Raw genomic sequence first — 24,959 nt, forward strand, 5'->3', positions numbered from 1 at the left:
TTACTGGCACAAATGATTTTGAAAGGCAAAAAAGAGCAAATTGAGAACAAAAGTGCTTTGATTATCAGGAATTCATTGTGATATAAAACCAAAAAAACCGCTTCTTTCGAAGCGGTTTTTGTACCCGGAGCCGGAGTCGAACCGGCACGGTTTCCCACAGGTGTTTGAGACCAGCGCGTCTACCAATTCCGCCATCCGGGCTTAGCAGACATGAAATAACGACAGTTATTTCAACGCAATAAAAGAGGTGATTGTGTTTAAATCAACCATCAATTCCTTTAACACGGTGCAAATGTAAAAAATAATATTAAATGTTCAACTAAAAATACTTAATTTTTTCCTTTCAGAGTTGAATAAATTTTATAAATTTGCACCTCGTTAAAAACGGAACACACAACTAACTACACCCGAGGTATATACAAACTTACGGCTTTATTCAAATGACAAAGCCAACAGTATGAAGCGCAGCGGAATAAAAACAATAAATTAAATGTCACACCTAGAACCAGAAGCTAAAATTTTTGCTTGTTCACAAAGTGTCTATCTGGCTGATAAAATCGCAGAGCAATACGGAATCCCATTAGGGAAAATCACCATGTCAAAATACAGCGACGGTGAATTTCAACCTTCTTACGAAGAGTCTATCAGAGGATTACGCGTTTTTATCGTTTGTTCAACTTTTCCAACGGCAGATAATTTGATGGAAATGTTACTGATGATTGATGCTGCAAAACGAGCTTCGGCAAGACACATTACAGCAGTAATTCCTTACTTTGGTTGGGCGAGACAAGATAGAAAAGACAAGCCAAGAGTTCCGATAGGAGCTAAATTAGTAGCTAATTTATTAGATGCTGCAGGCGCAACAAGAGTAATGACCATGGATTTGCACGCAGATCAAATTCAAGGGTTCTTTGAAAAACCGGTAGATCATCTTTTTGCATCAACTATCTTTTTACCTTACGTAAAAAGTTTAGGTTTAGACAATCTGACTATTGCTTCTCCAGACATGGGAGGTTCAAAAAGAGCCTATGCGTACTCTAAATTCTTAGAATCGGATGTGGTGATTTGCTACAAGCAAAGAAAAGAAGCCAACATTATCGACACCATGGAATTAATTGGTGAGGTAAAAGGTAGAAATGTAATCTTAGTGGATGACATGATTGATACCGGAGGCACTTTGGCGAAAGCCGCAGATTTAATGATCGAAAAAGGAGCATTGAGCGTAAGAGCGATTTGTACCCACGCGATTTTATCTGGGGATGCTTACGAAAAAATAGAAAATTCTAAATTATTAGAATTAATAGTTACCGATTCTATTCCGTTGAAGAAAGAATCAAGCAAAATAAGAGTGTTGAGTTGTGCACCTCTTTTTGCTGAAGTTATGCACATGGTGCACCACAACAATTCCATTAGTGGAAAATTTATAATGTAGTACATTAGTCGTAAAGTCAAATGTCTTAAAATTATAAAGTCATGCTGATAGCCAAAAGCTAGAAGCCAAACAAGTAATATTATTTAATAACTATATTTTTTTTACAATGAAATCGATTACAATTAAAGGATCAGAAAGAGAAAGCGTGGGTAAAGTTGCGACTAAAGCCCTACGTAATGCTGGATTGGTTCCTTGCGTACTATACGGAGGAAATCAGGCAGTTCATTTCTCAGCAGAAGTTATGGCTTTCAAAAACTTGGTTTACACTCCAAACGCTCACACAGTTGAGATCGATCTTGGAAAAGGAAAATCATTTAACGCAATTTTACAAGACATTCAGGTTCACCCGGTGTCTGACAAGATTTTACACATTGACTTCTTTCAATTATTTGATGATAAAGAAATCACTATGGAAGTTCCTGTGAAAATTGTTGGAACTTCTCAGGGAGTTCTTGCTGGTGGTGTTTTACGTTTGAATACTCGTAAACTTAAAGTAAAAGCTTTACCAAAAAATCTTCCAGATTTTATTGAAGCTGACATTACTCCACTTGAAATGGGGAACAAATTGTACGTTACTAAATTAGTTAACGACAACTACAAGTTGGTTCACCCAGACAACACTGTTGTTGCTCAAGTAAGAATTTCTCGTGCGGCTATGAAAGCAGCTCAAGAAGCAGCAAAAGCAGCAAAAGCTCCTGTAAAAGGAAAGAAAAAATAATATTTTTTCAATCATTCAAGAAAGCATCAGTTGTAAAACTGGTGCTTTTTTTATGCGCATTACTTTTTGTCATTGCTAGGAACGAAATAATCTCATTATTCCATTCTTTATTATTAGGAGCACAAATATCTCCATTTCAATCACGAATCTTCCTGCTGTCCGTTGTATCTTTTACCTATTTACCCGGTCAGGATTTTGAACCCTGACCCGGTAAATAGGAAAAAGGATGCCACTTCCATCAGGGCTATTCAGAACTATTTTGTTCTCAATAACGATTTTTTAAAAATCTAATAGTCCGATACTCTAATTAAGTCTATTTTTGCAGCATGATAAAATGGTTTTCAAATTTATTCTCATCACCAAAAACAGAGGACATTACAGATTGTATGAAACCGGAGGTTCACGAACACCAAAAAAACAATATAGAAAGCGTGAGTAATAAATTTTTAATAGTTGGACTCGGCAACATTGGCGCCGAATATGTAAACACAAGACACAACATCGGATTTAAAATAGTGGATTTCCTCGCCCGAAAAGAAGGAGTCAATTTCGAAACCGTAAAACTTGGCGCACTGGCCGAATTTAGATTCAAAGGAAGAACCTTTTTACTGCTAAAACCCAACACTTACATGAATTTGAGTGGCAAAGCAGTTCAATATTGGATGGACAAAGAAAATATTCCGCTAGAAAATATTCTGGTTATTACCGATGATTTGAATCTTTCCTTTGGAACTATTCGCATCCGACAAAAAGGAAGCGACGGCGGGCACAACGGACTTAAAAACATCAACCTTGTGCTGAATACACAAAATTACGCACGATTCCGTTTTGGCATCAGCGATGAATTTAAAAAAGGAAAACAAGTTGATTATGTTCTTGGCGACTGGGACGATACTGAAAAAACAGCGCTTCCGGAGCGATTAGAACTAGCTTCAGAAATCATAAAATCTTTTGGAACAGCAGGATTAGAAATTACAATGACCGCATTTAACGGGAAATAGAAAAAGGGAAGCGTTTTACAACGCTTCCCTTTTTTAGTACTTCTATTTTAACTACTTAATTAAAATTTTTCTAACCTCTTTCCTATTTCCGTCAATAACCGTCAATAAATAAAGTCCGGGTTGAACATTTTTCAATTGGATGTTTTCATTAAAAATTGACTTGTTTTCAAATTCATTTTCGAAAAGCTTTCTTCCTAATAAATCATGCACCATTACCTTTACTCCAGCAGAGGATTTGTTTGTAAATTGAATATTAAAATTCCCTTTGTTTGGATTAGGATACACCACAAAATCATTGATTTCTACATCTGATATTCCTAAAGTATATGTTTTCGTACAAATTGTTATTGATGCCTGATCTACAGTCCCTATTTTTGTAGCATCCACATCTCGAACCCTAAAAGTCCAGACTCCTTGTGGATTTTGCCCATTAAATGCTGCCAATGGCTCAAATGGAGAAACGGTTTGAGCAGTAGTGCTTCCACAAACAAGTGAGCCTCCTAAGTCATCATAATCAAGTATCAAAGCATTGTTGGTACTTCCACAACTTCTATCAAATAATTTCACCTTAGTGCCTAGCGGACTTACTATCTCCATTTGTACATCAGACAAATACGAATGCGTAAGACTAACAGCAAAATTCACATCGGATATACTTCCTGTTGAAGTTGGAACTGTTATCGTTCTTGTAGTATAAGTAGCTATTGCATCCGGAATTACAACAGGAGTTGCAAACGTATATGTAGCACAGGATGAGGCAACTGAATAACCAATCGCAAAGGATTTGCTATTCACAGCATAATAAATATTTGCCGTAGGCTCAATTAAAATCCTACAATTGGTTGCTGTAATATTGGGTACAGTTATCGTTTCTGATCCGTCATTTGGAGTATTGGCGATTAAAAGTGTTGAAAACGTCAAACCTCCATCAGTAGAAAGCTTAATATTTATAGAGGCAGAACCTTCTAAACCATTTGATCCATTCACATTCCAAGTAATTGTTTGATTTGTGCCTTGGACCCAACTTAAATTTTCTGTATTTTGTGATGTAACTGCAAATGGGCCAACTGTTCCGTTTACAGTAACAATCATTTCATCGGTATTAGTTTGGGCAGTGCCAAGGGCAGCATTGTCTCTGCCTGTTAAAACAAAGTGAAGCGTTCTAGCAACTGTGGAAACGGATTCCCAAGTTGTGGTTAATTTATTGGACAATACCGTGCTGTAAGCAGGCATATAGCGAATTGGCGAACTACTTGGATATAAAGACCTAAAAAGAGGACCATCAATTTTAGTGGGAAAAGCGACGCTATTAACCCCACTCGTTGTTATAGCGCTATCATTTTGCTCCCAACAGTACGTAATAACATCACCATTACTGTCAGATCCCGAGCCTTTTAATATAAAGGCCGTACCATTAGGAATTGTATAATCTAAACCTGCACTGATTGCTGGAGGATTATTGGTAAGAACAGTACTCACGGGGCAAGTTTTAGACAAAAGATTATCTTGTATTTGCTTTATACTTGCATACGCAAAGTAATCGTCGGAACTAGCCTGAACATCATAATCCGAAGTAATTCCGGCATACCCCATAATGGTAGAACCACTTCCCGGCTCTACACTTATACCTGTTCCTTCTATTTCATAAGAAAAGGTATGATTCGCCCCTAACTGATGCCCCATTTCATGAGCGACAAAATCAATATCAAACGTATCTCCTTCCGGTTTCGCATCACTTGGTGATGTAAAGGCACTCCCTTTTGCTAATGGTTTAACCGTTGAAGGATTTACACATACGCAGCCTATACACCCTGCATTACCTCCACCTCCCGAGGCACCAAATAAATGTCCTATATCATATCCGCCATTTGTAATCACATTAGTTAAATTATCCTGCAACTCCTGATTCCAAGAACCCCCTGCTCCGGCAGTGGCATTAGAATACGGATCCGTAGCGGCATTGGTATAAATTATGAGATTGTTATTTGCAATGATTTGTAATTTTATGGCGAGGTCTTTATTAAATACACCATTAACTCTGGTCATAGTGGCATTCATAGCTGCCAAAGCTAAAGAAACAGTACCTCCATGATACGCAGTATATTCACCCGTACATGACAAAGCCAATCTCAAAGTTTTAAAAACTTTATTATTCGCTGAAATTTTGCCTGTTGTATTTAGCAACTGTTTGTTTAAAACTATATCCTCCGTTTTGCAGGTAAAGGGCAAACTACCTTTATTTCTGTTTTTGGAACGAAAAAGTACATAAACAGTACTATCTTTAGAATAGGGTTCAATAAATTCAGAACCACTATCCCCTCTTAAAATCATGCTCTGAATTCCCTTTGGTGATAAACTAAAATAAAGAGAAGCATTTCGATCTGTAATTCCAATACCGTTGTAAGCTCTTATATTAGGAAATTGCGTTTGCAGTTCCGGTTCAAAATTAGAAGATTCCCAAACTAAAAATCGTTCTAAATCACCATTCATGTTTGGAATAGTAATTTCAATTTTGCCCTCCGCAACTGTTTTATTTTGGAGTAATTCCAAAGTTTTTTTTATAGCAACTTCATTCAAATTAAACAATAACTGATTAGCAGCAATTGACTTTATATCGCTTCGATCAGAAACGCTACCGTTATTTTGAGCAATTTTTTTCCAATAAGTACCTTCTTGCGCATGAATTGCTGTAGTTGAAAAAATAATTATAAAAAACAGTAAAATTCTTTTCATAATTTTATATTATTTGAACTTCAAAATTAAGGCATTTATAGTAATGGTTGATTCATTTGTTTGATATTTTAAATCAAATATTGGAAAATTCAACAATTTTTTATTTTTAAAGCTTTTTTTTATGTTTTTTCTTAAAATTATATTGAAATTCAATCAGTCATACCGTTACTTTTGAATTAGATACCTTATTTTTGCACTTTTATAAAACACTTGCTTTGAAGATTTTTCATTCTATAAACGATTTTGCTTCCACAAAAAAAACAATCTTAACGTTGGGTACCTTTGATGGAGTTCACATTGGTCACAAAAAAATTCTTAATAAACTAACACAATCTCGTCCCGACGCTTCGGGATCGGGGACGGAGAACGAGAAATATGAAAGCGTGGTGCTTACCTTTTTTCCACATCCTCGCATGGTTTTACAGGAACATTCTGATATAAAATTGCTCAACACCATAGATGAAAAAATAGATTTGCTGAAAAAAATTGGCATCGAAAATTTAGTGATTCATCCTTTCGATGAAACATTTTCGAGATTGACTGCCGAAGAATTCGTAAGCACTATTCTTGTTGATCGATTTCACATTCACAAGATAATCATTGGGCATGACCATCGATTTGGAAGAAATCGAACGGCTAATATTGATGATCTTATCGATTTTGGAAAACAATATGATTTTAAAGTAGAACAAATATCCGTTCAGGAAATCAATGATATTTCCGTAAGTTCCACCAAAATCAGAAATGCTTTAATGGAAGGAGATATGGCTTTGTCCAACGAATATTTAGGGTATGAATATTTTTTAACGGGAAATATAATTCAAGGGAAACAATTGGGAAGAACCATTGGTTTTCCAACGGCTAATTTAAAAATCGACGAAAATTACAAATTAATTCCCAAAAACGGAGTTTATATTGTAAAAAGCTTAATTGATGGACAGACCATTTTTGGAATGATGAATATTGGTTTTAATCCTACTATTAACGGAAAAAAACAGTCTATTGAAATTCATTATTTCGATTTTAATTCTGATTTGTATAATCAAAAAATCAAGGTTTCAATACTGCAGAGGATTCGTTCAGAACAAAAATTTGAATCGGTAGATCTCCTAAAAGAACAACTTAAAAAAGACAAAAAAACAGCACTCAGTTTCTTGCAAAAATTTTAAATCGGAATAAAATCTTTTCTGTTTTTCATAAAAATTTATTATTTTTTCTGTAAATTTGATATAATATACCTATTTTCTCATAAAGGTATAATTCTTAAATTTTAAAACTGGATGTATGAAACTACCTAAAGAATTAATAAACGGATTCATTATTTTTATAGGAATAGGCTTTTATTTCTTATTAATGGAGCTTTTAGGTCTGGCAGATATTTATTTACTACGTCTGTTTAATGTTTTATTTGTGTTTTATGGAACGTACAGAACATTAAAATCTAATTTCATCGAAGGAAAAGCCGTATTAGTTACTAATGCTGTTTCGGCACTTTTTACAGCACTAACAGGAATATTCTTGAGCATTATTGGTTTAATTGCATACAGTTATATCAAAGGTGGAGACGCATACGTTGGGTCATTATCAAAAACTTTTTTATTTGGTGGTGAGCCATCTGTAATGACGTATTCTATTTCCTTATTGTTTGAAGGAATTGTATCCGCAGTAATTGTTACATTCATGCTCATGTTATACTGGGATACGCGTTATTCCTCAGACAAACACGGTGCTGAATCTTAAGTCAAACTACTGTTTACAGCCCGTAATTCTCTACTAAAACAAGCACCCCAATCAGAACATTAAAATCTATTTTTACGATGTTTATTTCTTAATAATTCCCAAATCCTTATACCCTTTAAGTGTAGTATTAAAATCCCCGTAACCCGAATTTAAAAATTCCAGAAAAAGCCTTACCCAATTGCATAACTTTAGTCATTAAAAATTTTACATCAGGCTTTTCAATACTATTGCATTGGTTCTTTAGAACAATTTAACTACTTTTGAAGCATCAAAAACCAGTATCGATGAGCATTACAAAACACAATTGGACCAAAGACGAAATTATCGCAATATATAACAAACCCATGATGGACTTGCTTTATGAAGCAGCTTCTATTCATAGGGAACATCACGATCCTAACGTGGTTCAGGTTTCAACTTTACTCTCTATAAAAACAGGTGGGTGTCCAGAAGATTGCGGCTATTGCCCGCAAGCTGCACGATATCATACTGAAATTGAAGGCAATGATTTAATGTCTGTTAGTCAAGTAAAAGCGCAAGCTTTACGTGCAAAATCCAGCGGATCGTCTCGTGTATGTATGGGAGCGGCTTGGAGAAATGTAAAAGATGGTCCTGAATTTGACCAAGTTCTTGAAATGGTGCGTACCATAAACAAACTGGACATGGAAGTGTGCTGTACCCTTGGAATGATTACTGAAAATCAAGCACATCGATTGGCGGAAGCTGGTTTATATGCCTACAATCACAATTTAGATACCTCTGAAGAATATTATAAAGAAGTAATCTCGACCCGTGGATTTGAAGACCGTTTGCAAACCATAGAAAATGTTCGTAAAACAAATGTTACCGTTTGTAGCGGCGGAATAATCGGGATGGGAGAAAGTATTGAAGACCGAGCCGGAATGCTTGTAGCTCTTTCTACTTTAAATCCGCAACCGGAATCAGTGCCTATAAATGCGTTGGTTGCCGTAGAAGGAACTCCGATGGAAGAAGAAAAACCAGTTGAAATATGGGAGATGATCCGAATGGTAGCAACAACCAGAATCATCATGCCCGAAACCCAAGTTCGTCTTTCCGCAGGAAGAATGAACATGAGCCGCGAAGGTCAAGCCATGTGCTTTTTTGCTGGTGCCAATTCCATTTTTGCGGGAGATAAGTTATTGACGACTCCAAATCCAGATGTAAATGAAGACATGAAAATGTTTGAAATGTTAGGGCTGAATCCACAAAAACCATTCACAAAAGTTTCTCAACCGCAAACTGTTGAGGCGCAAGATTCTCAATTTGCGCCATTAGGTGAAAAACCAAAATGGTCAAGACCAGGACATACTATCGAGCGAAATCTTGAAGCATCAGGTAAAGAAAAATAAACTTTATTTTAAATGAATATTTAAACCATCTTGTCTCGCAAGATGGTTTTTTTTTAGTTTATTTCAATGTAGCACTTTCTTGGTAACTGAATAACCACCCTGCAAAACTATTTTCACCAATACAATTTGATGCCCAGCAAGCAAATTCAACACCGAAAAATCACCAGCATTTATTTCCCTTTTTTGATATATTTTTCTTCCTGCCAAATTGTATATTGTAACCTCATCTATCAATTCTTTGGTTGAGTTTATTAGCAACTGTTTGTTTTTACTCGATACTAAAACGGATTTATTATCTTTTGCGAATTCATCTAAAGTCAAGGTTTTGTCTGTGTAACGCAATACAAAGCGATTATCAAATGTTCCCGCCGCTGTAGTAAAAGCAAAGCTTTCGTTTGTTATATCAACAGTGCTATTGTTTAATTTATCCTCAATAAAAACATTTTTATTGGCTAACAATCCATCTGTCTGATCAATTTTAATTCTAAAAGTTCCTTCAAGTGTACTTCTGAAACCCAATCTAATTTCATCTGTTTCTTCAAATGGCAACGCTCTTCCTTGAATGACTAAATTCTTATCCTGATTGATGCTATAAAAGTCTAAATATTGGTTTCCATCAAAACTCTCGCCGTCAAATGAACTGTCAAAATCATTAGTGGCTCCCGTTGCATATCCTACCAATATTTGTTTGAAAGCACCTTTCGCATTACTCAAATTCAACCAAATACGATGTTTTTCAATCTCATTCGATTTCAACTTTTTAGGTGAACTTGATTTAAAAAAGCTTCCATTCTGCCCAACTACGCGCATACTGTTGTTAAAAACGGCTGGTCCTCCACCATTAATACTGGTCACAAAAAAGGATTGCCCAGAGGCTATTTTACCATCAGGAATTGTATTATTAACTCCCGAATTTGTGGCAGCGCTCGTACCTACTCCTCCCAATAAGTTATAAACCGCATAATCATCTGAAGTATAAACATTTTTAGTGATTGCAGTATTGTGTGTCCAAAGATAGATAGTCCCGTCCATAATTTCTTTGTTCCTATTAATAAACAAATCTGCGTTTATCGCTGAAGGATACGGATTCCCAATTAGATTTGATGTGTCCGATATACTAATGGGAATTGATACTTCGCCATTATTTGGCACTCCAATAAAAACAGCTTCGTGGCGTGCGCCAACAGTTTCAGAAAAAGTTTGTGGCCCGCGAATAATGTAGCCTTTGCCAACAGTCATTACATTTGTTGCAATCTCATTAGCCCAAGAATCTTTAAAGGCATCAAAAGAATAAAACTTATCTGAAGGCGTATCAGGAGAAACATCAATCAATTTTTGACTTGAAACTGGCGATGACCAATAGGTATAATCTGTTATCAGAATAGGCGTTGTTTTTCTTTTCAATCGAATAATTCCGGAGTTACTTACTTTATCTTCGGATTGATACAATGCTGCATTATTTTCTAAAATCAATGTGCCTGAACCAGAATAATCGAAAACCAAACCTAAAGTATTTCCGTCTGGAATTGTAACTGTTTTTCCAGAACTGATTGTACATGAACAGGAATTTACAGTTACTGATGCGGTATAATTTTCGTTAAAAAAAAGTGTTTTTTCAGCTGACGGAATTCCATTACTCCAAGAAATCCCATTCCAATTAGAGCTATTTGTACAAAGCTTAATCCGAGCCACACGATGTTTTGTTACACCCGAAACAGAATTGAAATTACCACCGATAAGCACTTTATTATCTGGAGTAAAACAAATACTGTACAGCGTATTATTTAAATTCACTGAAAATGTAGTGTCATAAACTCCGCTTGCAAGCAGGCGAACCATGCGCTTTACAGCTGTTCCGTTGTAAGTTCCAGAAAACGTTCCACCAATTAATAATCGATCATCGGGTTGGATTAATACAGCTCTAATTTCACCATTGCTAAAGCCCAAACCCGTTGCAAAAGAGGTATCTGAACTCCCATCGCTGTTCAATCTCAAAAGTCTTTTTGCGGAAATGCCTTTATAACTTGTAAATGTCCCGCCAACAATCAGTTTATTGTCTGACTGTAATGCGACTGAATACACATTTTTGTCAAAACCGACTCCAATGAAAAAACCCGTATCTATACTTCCATCTGTATTCAAACGAACCATCCGATTATACGAAATCCCATTAAAAAAAGAAAACTGGCCACCCAAAACGATCTTTCCGTCTGGTTGTAACAAAATACTGTCTACGATAGCATCGGCTCCAGAACCAATTGTAAAACTAGAATCCAAAGTTCCATCAGGTAATAACCTTACTATTCTGTTCATCAAAACTCCATTGTAACTTGTGAAATTCCCGGCGACAATTATTTTTCCATCTGGCTGTAATACCAAGGCATATACTTGATTATTGAAGCCCGCTGTAATAGAGAAAGTCGCATCAATTTCTCCATTTACCAGAATTCTCGCAATTCTGTTTTTAACGATCCCATTGTAATTTGTAAAAACACCTGCAAAAACAACTTTCCCATCCGTTTGTACAACTGCGGTTTTAATAGTGTTATTTGCTCCGGTACCAGAATTATTAAAAGAAGAATCAATCGTACCGTCTTCAGATAACCGCGTAATTCTATTGCATATCGTTCCGTTGAATGTGGTGAAATTTCCGAAAGCCATCGTTTTGTTATCCGCTAAAGCGATTACTTTAAAAACAGAACTATCAAAACCGACCCCAGCAGTAAGATATCCAAAATCTAAAGTGCCAGAACCATCTATTTTAGCCAGCCGTCCATGAATCTGGGAATCGAAAACAGTAAATGACCCGCCAACATACCAAGAGTTCGCTAAATCCTCTGTAAGCGTATTCACTGTACCATTATGCGGTCCAGAACCGATATCAAATCCTGGATTTATCACTCCAGAACTATCCAAAAAAATTACTCTATTAACATCAGTTCCATTATAATTTCCCGTAAACGAACCCCCAACCATAATAGAGCCGGCAGCATTTACTTTTATAAATTCAACCACGCCATTACTAAATCCTGATCCGAAAATAAAGGAGCTGTCAATACTCCCATCAGGATTCAACCGAATTATTCTACTGGCGCCAACACCATTGAATTCTAAAAAAGCTCCACCCACTAAAATTTTACCATCAGACTGCGTTGTAAGAGCAGATATATCACCATTAAAACCTGTTCCTTGCACAAAAGTAGTATCAACAGTACCATCGGTATTCAATCGAATTATTTTGCCGCACGGAATGTTATTAAATGAAAGAAATGATCCTCCCAGAATGATCTTCCCGTCATGTTGAATATGAACTTCCTCAACAAGTGAACTTGCACCCAACCCAACTGCGAATGATGTGTCTAAACTTCCATTGGGTAAAACACGTGCTATCCTGGGTGATGCAATGCCATTGTAATTCGTGAAACTACCTCCAATAATAATGCTACCATCTGATTGTAAATCAAATGCATAAATAGTGTTAGTTGTAGTTCCCAGTGAAGAATTGAACGTAAAATCTCTCGAACCATCCACATTCAGACGGATTAGTTTTCCAACATTTGCACCATTGAAATTTGTAAAAGAACCGCCTAAAATAATCTTCCCATCCGGTTGTATTAGGGAACAATATACTTTGCCATTGATTCCGGAACCTAAATTGAACGAAAGATCTTTGAAGCCGTCTGATAACAGTCGGCATAAGAATGGAGTTGCCGTACCATTAAAATTTAAAAACTCACCTCCAACAATCAATTTTCCATCCGTTTGCAAAGCGACTGTTCTGACTGTTCCATCAAAACCGTCGCCCAGCAAACCGTCATCATAGGTATTGAATGTTACATCTGACTTACCCTGTTGTGAAAAAGCTACGTTGCTAAAAAGAAAGATGAAAAAAATAGTGAAGTATCTTGCTACTATATTTAAAATTAAACTGCTTCCGTTTGCCTGAACACTGCGGAAATTCATAACTGTAATAAATAATTTTTTTCCATATTGAATGATTTAAATGTGATCTATTTTTTTGTTAAAACTCATTTCATAAGAAACAGTCGAGATAACTTTTATAAATGTAGACACAAACTTTCTTTATCGCAATACCCACATTTAGTGATATTTACATCTGAAAATTTAAACATCAATAGGAGTACTTTTTTATTTAAAGTCAAAAAAAAATCCCATTCTGAACAAGCAGAATGGGACTTCCAATATGACTGGAAAATGAAATATCAATTTTTAATAAACAACTTTTTTAGAAATTACCTTTCCATTAGCTAACGTCAATTTCACCACGACCACTTGATTGCTAAGTTTAATAGTAGACGTTTGGAACTCATTAGAATTCACTGCAACTTTGTCAAATACTTTTCTTCCCAGTAAATCAAAAATAGTAATTCTATTTATAGTTTCAATTTCTGATTTTATCTTTAATTCATTTTTATCTTTAGCAATAAGAATACTGCTGTCGTTTAATTCAAAATCAGCTGACGCCAGAGTTTTATCCGTAAAACGCAGTTCAAAACGCTCATTAAAAGTACCTTTTTCAGAACTGAAACTGTATGGGTCTTCTTTTAAATTGTGAAATACATTTAATACTTTATCTTTTAAATAAATGTTTTGATTGTCTGAAAATAATCCATCCACTTTATCGATGCTGATTATTGCATTTCCGGCAACATTTATACTGTAACCAATAGGAATTACGTCGGTATCTACAAACGGCAAAGCTTTACTTTGAATCGCCATCTTTGCTGTTCCAATAAAACTATATAGCGAAAAAGTTTGGTTCTCATCATACACATAACTATCATATCCAGGGTCAAAATCATTGGTCGAATTCGAACCATAACCCACTAATGTTCCGGTCAAATCACCTGTCCCTTTTTGTAATTTCAGCCAAATTCTATGCCTGTCTTCTTGTGTGTTTTTGGTTTTCTTCTGTCTGTAGAAGTTAGTATTGTTTGAAATAACTCGCATGCTGTTGTCAAAGGTAACGTTGCCTACAAAATCATTCTCAACAAAAAATCCTTGACCAGATGCAATATACTGATTTGGATTAGTTAAATTTCCTGTTCCCGAACTTACACCAACAGCTCCAAATAAATTATAAGTGGCATAGTCCGAAGCTAAATAATCATTGCCTGACAAAGTGTGATTGTGTGTCCAAAAATATAAAGTTCCTGTAATGGTTTGGTTGATTGTCCCCGTTCCCAAAAGGTTGGCATTGATAAAAGCATCCGCATCTATAGCAGAAGGATATGGATTTCCTATCAATCGCTCCCCTACACCATCTGATGTTCTGACCGTCAACGGAATTTCAATTGTACCATTGTTAGGTACTCCAATAAACTTTAAAGAATCATCAACAGCAGGCATGCCAGGCGGAATCAATGTTCCTTCTGCTCGGATGGCATATCCTATTCCGGGAGCAAAAACGGTTATGAATGCATTTACATTAGCCCAATCATTATTGTAAATAAAATACTTGTCGCTCTGAGTGTTTGGCGAAAAATCAAGTAATGTTTGTGTTCCATTTGTTGGTGAAGACCAATAGGTGAAATCATCTAAAACAATTGGAGTTGTATTTCTTCTTACTATAATGTTCCCAACATTATTTCCTGTAAAATTAGTTTGGACTAAACTTGAATTATTTTGTAAAGTCAGTGTTCCAGGAGAAAACACTGTTACTGCACTATTAAGGTTTAAAGAAACAGAATCATTAACAGATACATCTCCCTTAGTAACATTAAATGTGTTAGCAACATCAATATTATTAGCGATAGTATAACTCCCTCCAATACCGGAAAAAAGAATATTGTAATAATTTCCTCCAGCTACCGTTTGTCCTACACCGTAATAATCAACAGTACCTGAAGGGAATGATAACCCATTAGAAGCACCTGAAAAACGGATTGTACCGTCCATGGAATCTAAAATATTATACGATAAATTACCGTTTTTCATATCCAGTATGGCACCAACTATTGAAATATTTAATGTGTTGGATGTTAAGTTAAAACCATTCATATCAAATGAAGGTGTGCCACCAACCGCAATATTCAATTTATCACCCGTACTAATATTGCCAGATGCGGTTTGATTTCCTGAAATGTTTTTCAATTCAAGAGAAGGTGTTCCGTTATAAGTCCCACCAACGATAGTTTGACCACCCGCTGAATTATTATAAATCACTTTGCAGGTCCAAGTTTTACCTGTAGGAATTGGAGTAGCTGCACTATTAGATGTTATAATTTGTCCATTACCCGCATTTGAAAAAGTATCTCCTCCAATTAATACAAAAGTAGCCATATCAAGCACTGATGACGGATTGGTAATATTCAATATATTGTTTACTGTAATTCCTTTTGCTGCTGTAACGGATGAAAGTATATTCAAGTTCGTGAAATTATAAAAAGTAGAAGCTGTTGTGCCTTCGACTATTTGAGGCAAAGATCCATTAAAATTTACCGTACTAATATCAGGTATAAAAGTTCCATTATTAGTCCAGTTCCCACTTACATTTAAGGTACTTAATCCTGAAATAATTAAAACCGCACCATTAGAAATAGTTATATTTCGCACACTCGTATTTGTACCCAAAGTGGGTTGATTTGTTGCTGCAACTGGTATTACAACATCAGTAGTGGCAGATGGTAATATTCCACCACACCAATTTTCTGCTGTATTCCAATTAGAACTCAAACTACCTAACCATGTTCCTTCTGCACATGAAAGCTTTACATTCAAAATACCTGTTGTGGTAGAACCAAACCGAATCACATCCCTGTTTGTTGCTGCTGAACCAGTACCTCCCCATGAGCCGATACTTTGTGTTGTAATTCCAAATGTTAAGGTTTGCGAAGAAGAGAAACCAGTTAAAAATAATGCGACCGCTGATCCGGTAATTTTTAAATCCCCTGCTATAATTGTTGCAGCAGGAAAGGTTTTATTCCCTGCACCACTAAGAATCAAGTTCCCGTAGACCTGTGTTGCAACCGTCTGAACATCTCCACTGTACTCCACTTTACTTATCGCATTCAGAGCTGTATTTGTAAATGAAGGAAAGGCACTTGTAGCAGTAAGTTTTAATAACCCGTCAGTAAGAACCGATAATGTTGATCCTCCCGAAATTACAAAACCTCCGTTATCTAAAGTTGCTCCACTAGCAATAGTAAGAGGCGAAGAAGCTCCAAAAGTTTTAATCCCGTTTACCGTGATTATTCCTGTATTCATTACCGTAACTCCACCAGTTGCTGCAAATGGTGTTCTCCACTCTAAACCAGAAACCTGAGACACAGTTCTATTGTATTGAAGCTTAGCCGCAGAACCATAATTTGGAACTGCTGAAACCGTTGCTGTTCCTTCCATTGAAAGAAACCCATTTATTGTAGGAATACCATTTAGCGTTTTTAACCCGGAATTTGAAAATATCAAGTTGTTGAATGTCGATGCTGCTGCCAATGTCTGTGCAATTCCGCTAAAGTTTACGGTTCCATTTCCTGCTATAAAATTAGTTCCTGTACCATTCCAAGCTGTAACACTATTTGCATTAACGTTAAGACTGCTTGAACCACCATTTAATATTCCGTTTGTTAAAGTTACAATACCTGTTAAACTATGTATCAATCCTGAACCTAGATTTAAAGTTCCCCCAGTTCCATTAATTGTTAATGCACCTCCGCTGACAGCACCTGTATAAGTTGCTGTACCTGCAGTTTTTAACATAGATATTGTTCCTGTCGTTGAAAAAGCTCCAATGCTTTGATTTGCTGTCCCAGCTATCGCAACACCGCCTGTAGTTCCCGTTACACTCCCGCCATTATTGATAAGATCTCCATTTAGAGTCAACAAAACAGTAGACAAATCTAACTTTCCGCCACTATTTACCGTTAAAGGAACTAAATTGTTGAACGTTTTAGCTAAATTTAAAGTAATTAATAAACTGCCATTAATAATAACTCCTCCAGAAGCGGTGAATGGAGTTATCCATTCTTCAGATGTAACCGTTCTTGCATTTGTAGTGTTGTATTCTAATGTTGCATTTGAACCGTAAGTAACAACTCCTGACGACACTACAACAGTTGCTGTTCCTGCTAGTGTAAGTTTTCCATTTACTGTTGGGGTCGTTGCAAATGTTTTTATACCTGTACCTGATAGTATTAGATTGTTGTAAGCAACAACTGCATTTGTTTGATTACCTAATCTATAATAATCGACCGTTCCTGTTCCTGCTATGAATGCACCTCCTGTTCCTGAAACACTTCCCCCAATTTTTACAAGACTAGACCCGCAATTCAATATACCGGTTCCCGCAGATCTTGTCCATATTCCTGAAAAAGTATGCGTCAATCCAACACCAAGATGTAATGTTCCTCCCGAACCATTGACAGTTAATCCAGCTCCACTTACATTGCCTATTAATGTCACTACTCCACCCGTTTTGAGCGTAGTAACTGTTCCTGTTGTGGTAAATCCTTGTATGGTTTGGTTTGCGGTTCCCGTGAATTGAACTTCTGAACTCGACAGTGTAACAGACCCAGAAGTGCTGTAATTTCCTCCTAACATTAGTCTTCCCGCTCCTGACAATGTAAAATTTCCAGAGTTATTGAAATTTCCAGTTGCAATGGTTAAGCGACCAGTAGTCAGCGTAAAATTACCTGAACTTGTAAAATTACCAGTGAGCGCAATAATTCCTGTTGTTCCCGTCAGCGTTCCGTTGTTCACAAAAAATCCAGTGGTAGTGAGTGTTCTATTGGCTATATTTAAAGTTGCCCCTGCATTAATAGTGACATTTATAATACTGGTACTTGTTCCTACTGTAACTGAATTTGCTCCGGTTGTTGCAATAATAACATCATCCCCTGGTATTGGTGCCACACCTCCAACCCAAGTAGAACCAGTTGCCCATGTTCCTCCGGCAGCAGTACTCGTTCTTGTAGCAGCGTTGACGACTGAAAAAGTAAAAAACAACACACAAACAACTGCGAGCTTCAAGATGTTATCGCTGATGATTTTAGATGGAAATAAAGGACTTAATGATTGTGAAGTATCGGTTGAACTATGCCTATGAAAAATATTATTTAAGAGATTTTTATCTTGGAAAGAAATTAGATTTTTTATCAAAAAAAAAGAAAAATGAGGAAATAATCTCTTAATCATAATTTGTTTTGGAATTTAAATTGAAACCTGCTGCGCAAATCGGCATTTAACAAAGGTTTAATTTAACAAAAACACATAAAATTATTATAAAATCAAAATTAAACCGTTAAACAGCAATTTTATTCGTTTAAAAGCATCTTTTTTTAAATAAAAAATACACACAACTATTCACATGACGAATATTTAAAGAAATTGACAAAAAAAGCCCATTTTGATTTAATAAAATGGGCCTGTAATCTACCGCAATAATGCGATTTTAATAAATCAATTTTGTAGTGACCGTTTGACCGTTTTGCAACAGTGTTTTTACAATCAAAACCTGTTCGCTAGATCCTAAATTAGGAATTACTAATTCATTAGTACCAACGTTTATCTTTCTAAATATTTGCTTACCAAGCATATCATAAATCAGAACTTTATCGATAGATTCTACTGATGAATTAATCTTAATCTGCTTGTTTTTCACGGATACTAAAACCTGTACATTAGTAGTATCAAAATCTCCAGTTCCTAAAGTTTTATCTGTATAACGCAGTACAAAACGATCATCAAAAGTTCCTATAGAAGTTCGAAAAGTATACCCCGATTTATTAAGATCATGAATACTACTGTTTAGTTTATCTTCCAAGTAAATGTTTTGAGACGTGAATAATCCATCTACCTCGTCAATACTGATAGTGAAACTACCTTCAATTGCAGAACTGTATCCCAATGCTACAACATCATTTTCTTCAAATGGCAACGCTCTTCCTTGAATGGTCAGCGTTTCATCATCAGTGATACTGTAAAAATCAATAAACTCATTTCCATTAAAACTTACTCCATCAAAAAACGGATCATCTGCATTTGTAGCTCCTGTAATATAACCGACTAAAAGTTGTTTGAAAGCACCTTGCGTATTAGTAAGATTCAACCATACTCGGTGATTTTCGTGAGCAGTTGTTACATCAGATTTTCCGCTTGCTGTTCTAAAAAACTGAGTGTTATCTCCTGTTAGACTACCAACACCTACTCGCATACTGTTTTCAAATTTTACTGTACCAGCAACTGAATTAATCCCTGCAAAAAAAGATTGGCCTGAGGCAATTTTTCCTGATGGTTTATTTCCAGTTTGAGCAATTCCTGCCACAATGTTTCCTGTAGAAACTACTGTAACTCCTCCAGTCAAATTATAAGTAGCATAGTCATCAGAGGTATAAGCTAAAGCTCCCGAGCCTTGGGAACCATTTGTAATATTTCCCACATTCTGAATTGCAGTATTGTGAGTCCAAAAATATAACGTTCCTTCTAATATCGAACTATTACCCCTTAAAAACGCATTGGCATCTAATGCTGATGGATAAGGGTTACCCAAGAGCGCTGACGACTCTGAATTTACAGCTGTAGAAGGTATTGGAACAGTAATTAAACCGTTATTTGGAATTCCAAAGAAAGACGCCTGATGAAGTCCTGGTGGCTTGGGTAATACATAATCAGCCCCTCGTATTATATAACCAACTCCATTCGTCATAGGTGAATTTGGATTTTCCTGCTTCCAATCATACGTGGCAACATCAAAAGAATAAAATTTATTTAAGGGAGTTAGTGGAGAAACATCTCTTAATATCTGACCTATAACGGGAGAAGACCAATAGATATAATCAAATGGTTTGTAGGGTGAGGTTAGCCGTTGATAGGTGATTTTCCCTGAATTTGTATTTGTTATACTATTTTCTGTTTGAACTAGACTTGCATTATTTTCAAAAGTCAATTCACCAGACCCTAAAACTTTAACATCATTTGTTACAGTCAAAGTATGCCCCAAAGTAGGATTTATATTTTTGAACACAACGTTTGCTCCACTATTAACAGTACAGTCACAACCAATCACATCTTTTGTGGAATTATAATTTCCCGCAAAAATAATCCTTGAATTAATGCTTGGTTCACCATTTGACCAACCACTACCGTTCCATGTGGTTGAAGATTTATCTACTATTGTAACAACAGGTGAAATCAAAGATTCACAGGTCCCATTATTCACTGCGAAATAATAATCACCCGCTGCTAAATCAGATATTGTCATTGTTGTAGCCGTGATTGGATAAGATTTAGTTATAAATCCTGTTTGCTTCAAGGTTCCTGAAATTGTTAAACCGCTCAATACAACACTACCCGCAGGAATAGCACAAGTGAGTGGAGTTATAGCGCCAATGGTAGGAGCCGCGGTTGTGTTTACTGTTACAGCACCACTTATTGTAGCCGCCGTACATGGCGCCGAATGTCCTGTTGTCGTTATGGTATAAGTGCCACTAGCTGTTGGAATACCACTAATAGTTATTGTACTTCCACTCACTACTGAAGTTAATCCTGTTGGTAAACCACTAACAGAAGCACTTGTTGCGCTTCCTCCAAAAGTATAAACCGTATTGTTATTGCGGTTCCCGAACAAACTGTGGGATTTTGTGTACCGCTAGTCAAAACAATAGTCGATGCAGCATTCCTGGTTACTGTGCCACTTATTGTAGCCGCCGTACATGGCGCCGTATGTCCTGTTGTTGTAATGATATAAGTGCCACTAGCTGTTGGAATACCACTAATAGTTATTGTACTTCCACTCACTACTGAAGTTAATCCTGTTGGTAAACCACTAACAGAAGCACTCGTTGCGCTTCCTCCAAAAGTGTAAACCGTATTTGTTATTGCAGTTCCCGAACAAACTGTTGGATTTTGAGTACCGCTAGTCAAAACAATGGTCGATGCAGCATTCCTGGTTACTATACCACTTACTGTAGCTGATGTACATGGCGCCGTATTTCCTGTTGTTGTAATGGTATAAGTGCCACTGGCTGTTGGAGTACCACTAATAGTTATTGTACTTCCACTCACTACTGAAGTTAATCCTGCTGGCAAACCGGTAACAGAAGCACTCGTTGCGCTTCCTCCAAAAGTATAAACCGTATTTGTTATTGCAGTTCCCGAACAAACTGTTGGACTTTGAGTACCGCTCGTCAAAACAATAGTGGATGCAGCATTTACCGTTACTGTTTTGCTACTTTGCCCAATTAGACCATCCCCAGTAGAAGCAGAAGCGGTAACTGTATAAATAGTGGTGGCTGTTGGATTCGCCGTTATTCCAGTATTTGTTGTTGACGGGGTTCCTGCACCGGCCGGGAGCCCTGAAGTTCCTGAAGGCGAAGCAGTCCAGCTATAATCATAGCTTGTACGCGTTCCTGATACAGTAACATTATCAATAGCCCACCAATAACCATAAGAGGCTTGGTAATTAAAACGAATTTGAAGCGAAGGAACCCCCAAATAGGCGCCAAGATTGATTGTAGTATTGGCAAAAGCACTAAAACTACCTTGTGTTGTTGTATAGGATTGTATAGTGGTCCAAGTCATTCCATTATTTGTTGTAACTTCCACTTTAGCGATAGAACCAGTATACTCTTGATAGTAATGATAAAATTCCAACGACAGCGAACTATATCCCAAAGTACTAATCACCGGAGATGTTAGTATCGTTTGGGTAGTTCCTCCTGGTCCTTGCGAATCGCTATCTGAAAGATAGAATTGACTGGCATCATTTGAATTGAATCTAAAAAGGTAATTCCAAGCTGGGTTTTTATTAATAATTATTGTATGATTATTAGGCCTCAATGTCCATGCTGCATTCCCAAGGGTTCCTCCTGTTGAGGGGTTGCTGGTTGTCCAATTATTAGTAGTATCATTAAAGCCTTCCGCTAGCAATACTCCCCTTGGATTTAAGGGTGTCGCCGAAGCCGTTAAGTTAACGTTTGCTCCAAAACATACTGTTGTTGGATTAGACGCGGCTGAAACCGTGATCCATGAAATTATAACCTGTCCATTTCCTCCTCTTCCGTTTGTTCGGCCGTTCCCCCCTTCACCACCACCGCCTCCGGGAAAAGTTCCAGAAAAACCAGCGCTATTATTATTTCCTCCAACACCTCCAGATGCACCAGCAGTACCAAAGCCCGAAAAACCTGCACCGCCAGCTTTTCCACCATTATTATCAGAAGTGTTACCACCAACGCCGCCCGCTCCTCCAGCCCCGGCTGACCCACCACCTCCAGCACCTGCGTTACCACTACTAGTGCCTCCGTTGCCTCCTGCATATCTAATTGTTCCTGTACTTGCTGCAACTGTTCCACCATTTGTGCCTATTGCTCCAGCGGCAACTACCAACGTACCAAAACTTGAAGCTTGCCCATTTCCACCAGTTGCCGCCCCTCCTTGCCCTACGGTAATAGTGTATGTTGTTAAGGGCACCACCGTAATTGCATTTATACCAGCAAAGGCGCCACCACCACCACCACCACCTGACGCAGACTTACCAGCTGCTCCGCCACCCCATGCTTCAACTTTAATAGTAGTCACACCGACCGGTACGGTAAAAGTAAAAGTTCCAGGTGTTGTATATATTGTTGGATTTTGCGAAAAAGCAGCAACAGAAAATAATAAGAAAAATAGGGGTACTAAATTTTTTAACGTGGGGTAATTTTTATTCATATTTTTTATTTTGAAATATTATCTAAACCCAAAATCATTTTGGAAAATCCGTAATCATCATTAAATCCGTTAAACTGTTCTTACAATCAGTCAATTTTTCAAAGGATAATGCTGTTTAGATTTTAGGCACAAAACTATAATCGTAGTTGTCCCCGTTTTGAATATTCATGAAAGAAAAGTGGTGGTAATTTTTCATTAAAATTGTAGTACGTAGGTTATATAATTAATAGATTTTTGGCATACAAATATTAAAAAATATTGTACCATAATACAATTAAGTCGGTAAAGTGCATTTATATCCGTTACACTACCGTTTTGCACGGATTATTTATTAATTTATTTTAAAAAAACAAAATTATATTTTATACACCCTCGACCATTCCTGTTTTTTAACAGTAAATTAGGATAAAAATAAGTGTCATTTTCAGCAAATAAATCGTTAATTTCAGACCTTTAAAAAACAACCCATGAATCCCGTTTACTCAATAAAAGAAGCTATAAATAAGATCGAAAATTACTGTGCTTATCAGGAACGCTGTCATGATGAAGTGATCCAGAAATTGCGCAGCATGAAAATGAATTCTGATGAAATCGACACTATTTTAGTGCATCTGATCAAAGATAATTTCCTGAATGAAAGTCGCTTTGCCTGCAGTTTTGCAAGAGGAAAACACCGCATTAAGTTTTGGGGGAAAATCAGAATTGTAAACGAATTAAAATTTCGAAAAATCACACAGTACAATATCAATTTGGCGCTCAAAGAAATCAATGCTGACGAATATTTATCGACTTTTCACACCGTTGCAGAAAGAAACTGGGGATCCATTCCCGAAAAAAATGTGCTAAAAAAACGAAAAAAATTCTGTGATTACTTGTTGCGCAAAGGCTTCGAGAGTAATTTGGTTTACGATAAAGCAAAAGAGCTTGAGAATTCGACCACAGATGACATGGCTGTAACGGATTAGTGCCAATTTTAAAATTCATGACGACCCTTTACTAATAACTACCTTAATTATTTCCGTCACGAATTACAACAATTTCCACGAATTCCTTTGCCCATTTTTAAAAAATTAGTGCAAATTAGAGTAATTATTGGTTAACTTTTTTTAAAAGTACGCATCCTATAAATTGAACAGTTACAAACTCAAAAGAACACTCACTGCGTTTCCACCAAAACCAACGGCATTAATCAGTACTTTTTTTATGGGTTTTGTTTGTATTTGTGCTTCCGCAAAAGGAACTCCTATAAATTTATTGTGTTGCATCATCAAAATAGCCAGTTCCATACTCAAAATACCTGAGGCGCCAAAAGTGTGACCTATTTTCCATTTATTGGTCGTTAATAAAGGTAGACTTTCGCCAAAAACTTTCTGTATCGCTTTATATTCCGTCAAGTCTCCTTTTATGGTTCCTGGAGCATGCATCACAATAGCATCAACTTCTGACAAATCGATATTTTGAAACGCCATTTTCATGGATTTCTGGAAACAATTCGCCTCGGCAGAAATAGAAATACTATGTTCCAAAATCTCCGTAGCGTAACCAATACCTTCGATGTATGCTAAGGCATTTTCTTTTTTTCCAATTTCGAGACAACAAATGCCGGCACCTTCGCCAAGAATCATGGTGTTTTGTTTTTTTTCCAAATCAAATGCTCGATTCGGATATTCTTCTATGCTGTTCGAATAAATTTTCAGGGCTCGCATTTGAGCAATCGTAAAATCAGTCAAAGGCGCTTCACTGCCACCGACCAGAAATTTATCCGCCATTCCTGCTCGAAGCCAAGCCACTCCGTTTAACACGGCGTGTAAAGCAGTAGAACAAGTAATGGAATGTGAAATTTCAGGGCCCGAACTTTGCAAATCATGAGCGACCCAAGAAGAAATATTTCCCAAAGTCGTCGTTGGAGAAGCTAGAGTCTGTGCTTTTCCAGTTTTTAAATACTCCTGATAATGTTTTTCAAATAAATCAGTGGCACCACGAGACGAACCAATATTGATTCCGAAAACATCATTTCGAGTCCAGCCCGCATTTTGCATCGCTTGTCGTGAAGCTGCCATGGCATACAAAACCGATTTGTCCAAGGATTTATATTTACTGTCTGAAGCTCGCAAAGCCGCAATAACTTGCTCTAAATCATCGAGCAACATAGCAACGAAAGTTTTTTTATGGTCTAAAATGTGTTCCGTAAAACAATGCTTTTCATTGAGATAATTTTCCCAAATTATTTTTGAGTCAGCACCCAAAGGTGAAATGGAAGCTATGGCGGTTATAGAGATTGTTTTAGACAAAATAGTACT

Annotated in this window: 13 protein-coding genes and 1 tRNA gene; 7 read left to right on the plus strand and 7 right to left on the minus strand. The window is 36.7% G+C overall.

Going from position 1 to position 24,959, the window contains the following annotated elements; genetic code table 11:
- Window positions 1-121 precede the first annotated feature (121 nt).
- A tRNA-Leu gene (locus tag BMZ76_RS02720) sits at window positions 122-201 on the minus strand.
- A gap of 289 nt (window positions 202-490) precedes the next feature.
- Here BMZ76_RS02720 and BMZ76_RS02725 point away from each other — a divergent pair.
- The 3 genes from BMZ76_RS02725 (at window position 491) to pth (ending at window position 3,151) form a co-directional block, all read left to right on the plus strand.
- Window positions 491-1,432: a ribose-phosphate pyrophosphokinase gene (locus BMZ76_RS02725; protein ID WP_091203188.1), complete on the plus strand. Its 942-nt coding sequence runs from the start codon at window positions 491-493 to the stop codon at window positions 1,430-1,432.
- A gap of 106 nt (window positions 1,433-1,538) precedes the next feature.
- Window positions 1,539-2,150, plus strand: a complete 612-nt coding sequence (locus BMZ76_RS02730) for a 50S ribosomal protein L25/general stress protein Ctc (RefSeq protein ID WP_091203189.1) — start codon at window positions 1,539-1,541, stop codon at window positions 2,148-2,150.
- A gap of 326 nt (window positions 2,151-2,476) precedes the next feature.
- Window positions 2,477-3,151: an aminoacyl-tRNA hydrolase gene (pth, locus tag BMZ76_RS02735; protein WP_091203190.1), complete on the plus strand. Its 675-nt coding sequence runs from the start codon at window positions 2,477-2,479 to the stop codon at window positions 3,149-3,151.
- 51 nt (window positions 3,152-3,202) lie between these two features.
- Here pth and BMZ76_RS02740 read toward each other — a convergent pair whose 3' ends face one another.
- Window positions 3,203-5,884, minus strand: a complete 2,682-nt coding sequence (locus BMZ76_RS02740; RefSeq protein WP_091203191.1) for a zinc-dependent metalloprotease — start codon at window positions 5,882-5,884, stop codon at window positions 3,203-3,205.
- 215 nt (window positions 5,885-6,099) lie between these two features.
- Between BMZ76_RS02740 and BMZ76_RS02745 the strand changes: the two genes are divergently transcribed.
- The 3 genes from BMZ76_RS02745 (at window position 6,100) to bioB (ending at window position 8,994) form a co-directional block, all read left to right on the plus strand.
- A complete protein-coding gene (locus tag BMZ76_RS02745; RefSeq protein ID WP_091203504.1) occupies window positions 6,100-7,053 on the plus strand; it encodes a bifunctional riboflavin kinase/FAD synthetase in 954 nt (317 codons plus the stop codon).
- 115 nt (window positions 7,054-7,168) lie between these two features.
- Window positions 7,169-7,624, plus strand: coding sequence for a hypothetical protein (locus tag BMZ76_RS02750; RefSeq protein ID WP_091203192.1), 456 nt, complete (start codon window positions 7,169-7,171; stop codon window positions 7,622-7,624).
- A gap of 284 nt (window positions 7,625-7,908) precedes the next feature.
- Window positions 7,909-8,994 (plus strand): biotin synthase BioB, encoded by a 1,086-nt coding sequence (gene bioB, locus BMZ76_RS02755; RefSeq protein ID WP_091203193.1) that lies wholly within the window; start codon window positions 7,909-7,911, stop codon window positions 8,992-8,994.
- A gap of 63 nt (window positions 8,995-9,057) precedes the next feature.
- On the opposite strand, the gene BMZ76_RS02760 is transcribed toward bioB, so the two are convergent.
- The 4 genes from BMZ76_RS02760 to BMZ76_RS02775 all read right to left on the minus strand — a co-directional run bounded on the left by BMZ76_RS02760 (window position 9,058) and on the right by BMZ76_RS02775 (window position 22,659).
- A complete protein-coding gene (locus tag BMZ76_RS02760) occupies window positions 9,058-12,957 on the minus strand; it encodes a T9SS sorting signal type C domain-containing protein (RefSeq protein ID WP_091203194.1) in 3,900 nt (1,299 codons plus the stop codon).
- A 267-nt stretch (window positions 12,958-13,224) separates the two neighbouring features.
- On the minus strand, window positions 13,225-17,982 hold the full coding sequence (locus BMZ76_RS02765; protein WP_167547405.1) for a T9SS sorting signal type C domain-containing protein: 4,758 nt from the start codon (window positions 17,980-17,982) through the stop codon (window positions 13,225-13,227).
- A 421-nt stretch (window positions 17,983-18,403) separates the two neighbouring features.
- Window positions 18,404-20,578 (minus strand): T9SS sorting signal type C domain-containing protein, encoded by a 2,175-nt coding sequence (locus tag BMZ76_RS02770; protein ID WP_091203196.1) that lies wholly within the window; start codon window positions 20,576-20,578, stop codon window positions 18,404-18,406.
- Window positions 20,491-22,659 (minus strand): beta strand repeat-containing protein, encoded by a 2,169-nt coding sequence (locus BMZ76_RS02775; protein ID WP_091203197.1) that lies wholly within the window; start codon window positions 22,657-22,659, stop codon window positions 20,491-20,493. The genes BMZ76_RS02770 and BMZ76_RS02775 overlap by 88 nt, the downstream gene beginning before the upstream one ends.
- 467 nt (window positions 22,660-23,126) lie before the next feature.
- Here BMZ76_RS02775 and BMZ76_RS02780 point away from each other — a divergent pair, with 467 nt between their 5' ends.
- The gene (locus tag BMZ76_RS02780) at window positions 23,127-23,624 is read left to right on the plus strand and encodes a regulatory protein RecX (RefSeq protein ID WP_091203198.1); all 498 of its coding nucleotides are present in this window, start codon (window positions 23,127-23,129) and stop codon (window positions 23,622-23,624) included.
- A gap of 171 nt (window positions 23,625-23,795) precedes the next feature.
- Here BMZ76_RS02780 and BMZ76_RS02785 read toward each other — a convergent pair whose 3' ends face one another.
- The gene (locus BMZ76_RS02785) at window positions 23,796-24,950 is read right to left on the minus strand and encodes a beta-ketoacyl synthase N-terminal-like domain-containing protein (RefSeq protein ID WP_091203199.1); all 1,155 of its coding nucleotides are present in this window, start codon (window positions 24,948-24,950) and stop codon (window positions 23,796-23,798) included.
- Window positions 24,951-24,959 lie beyond the last annotated feature (9 nt).

It is taken from the genome of Flavobacterium xueshanense, assembly GCF_900112975.1.
GTDB classification, from domain to species: Bacteria; Bacteroidota; Bacteroidia; order Flavobacteriales; family Flavobacteriaceae; genus Flavobacterium; species Flavobacterium xueshanense.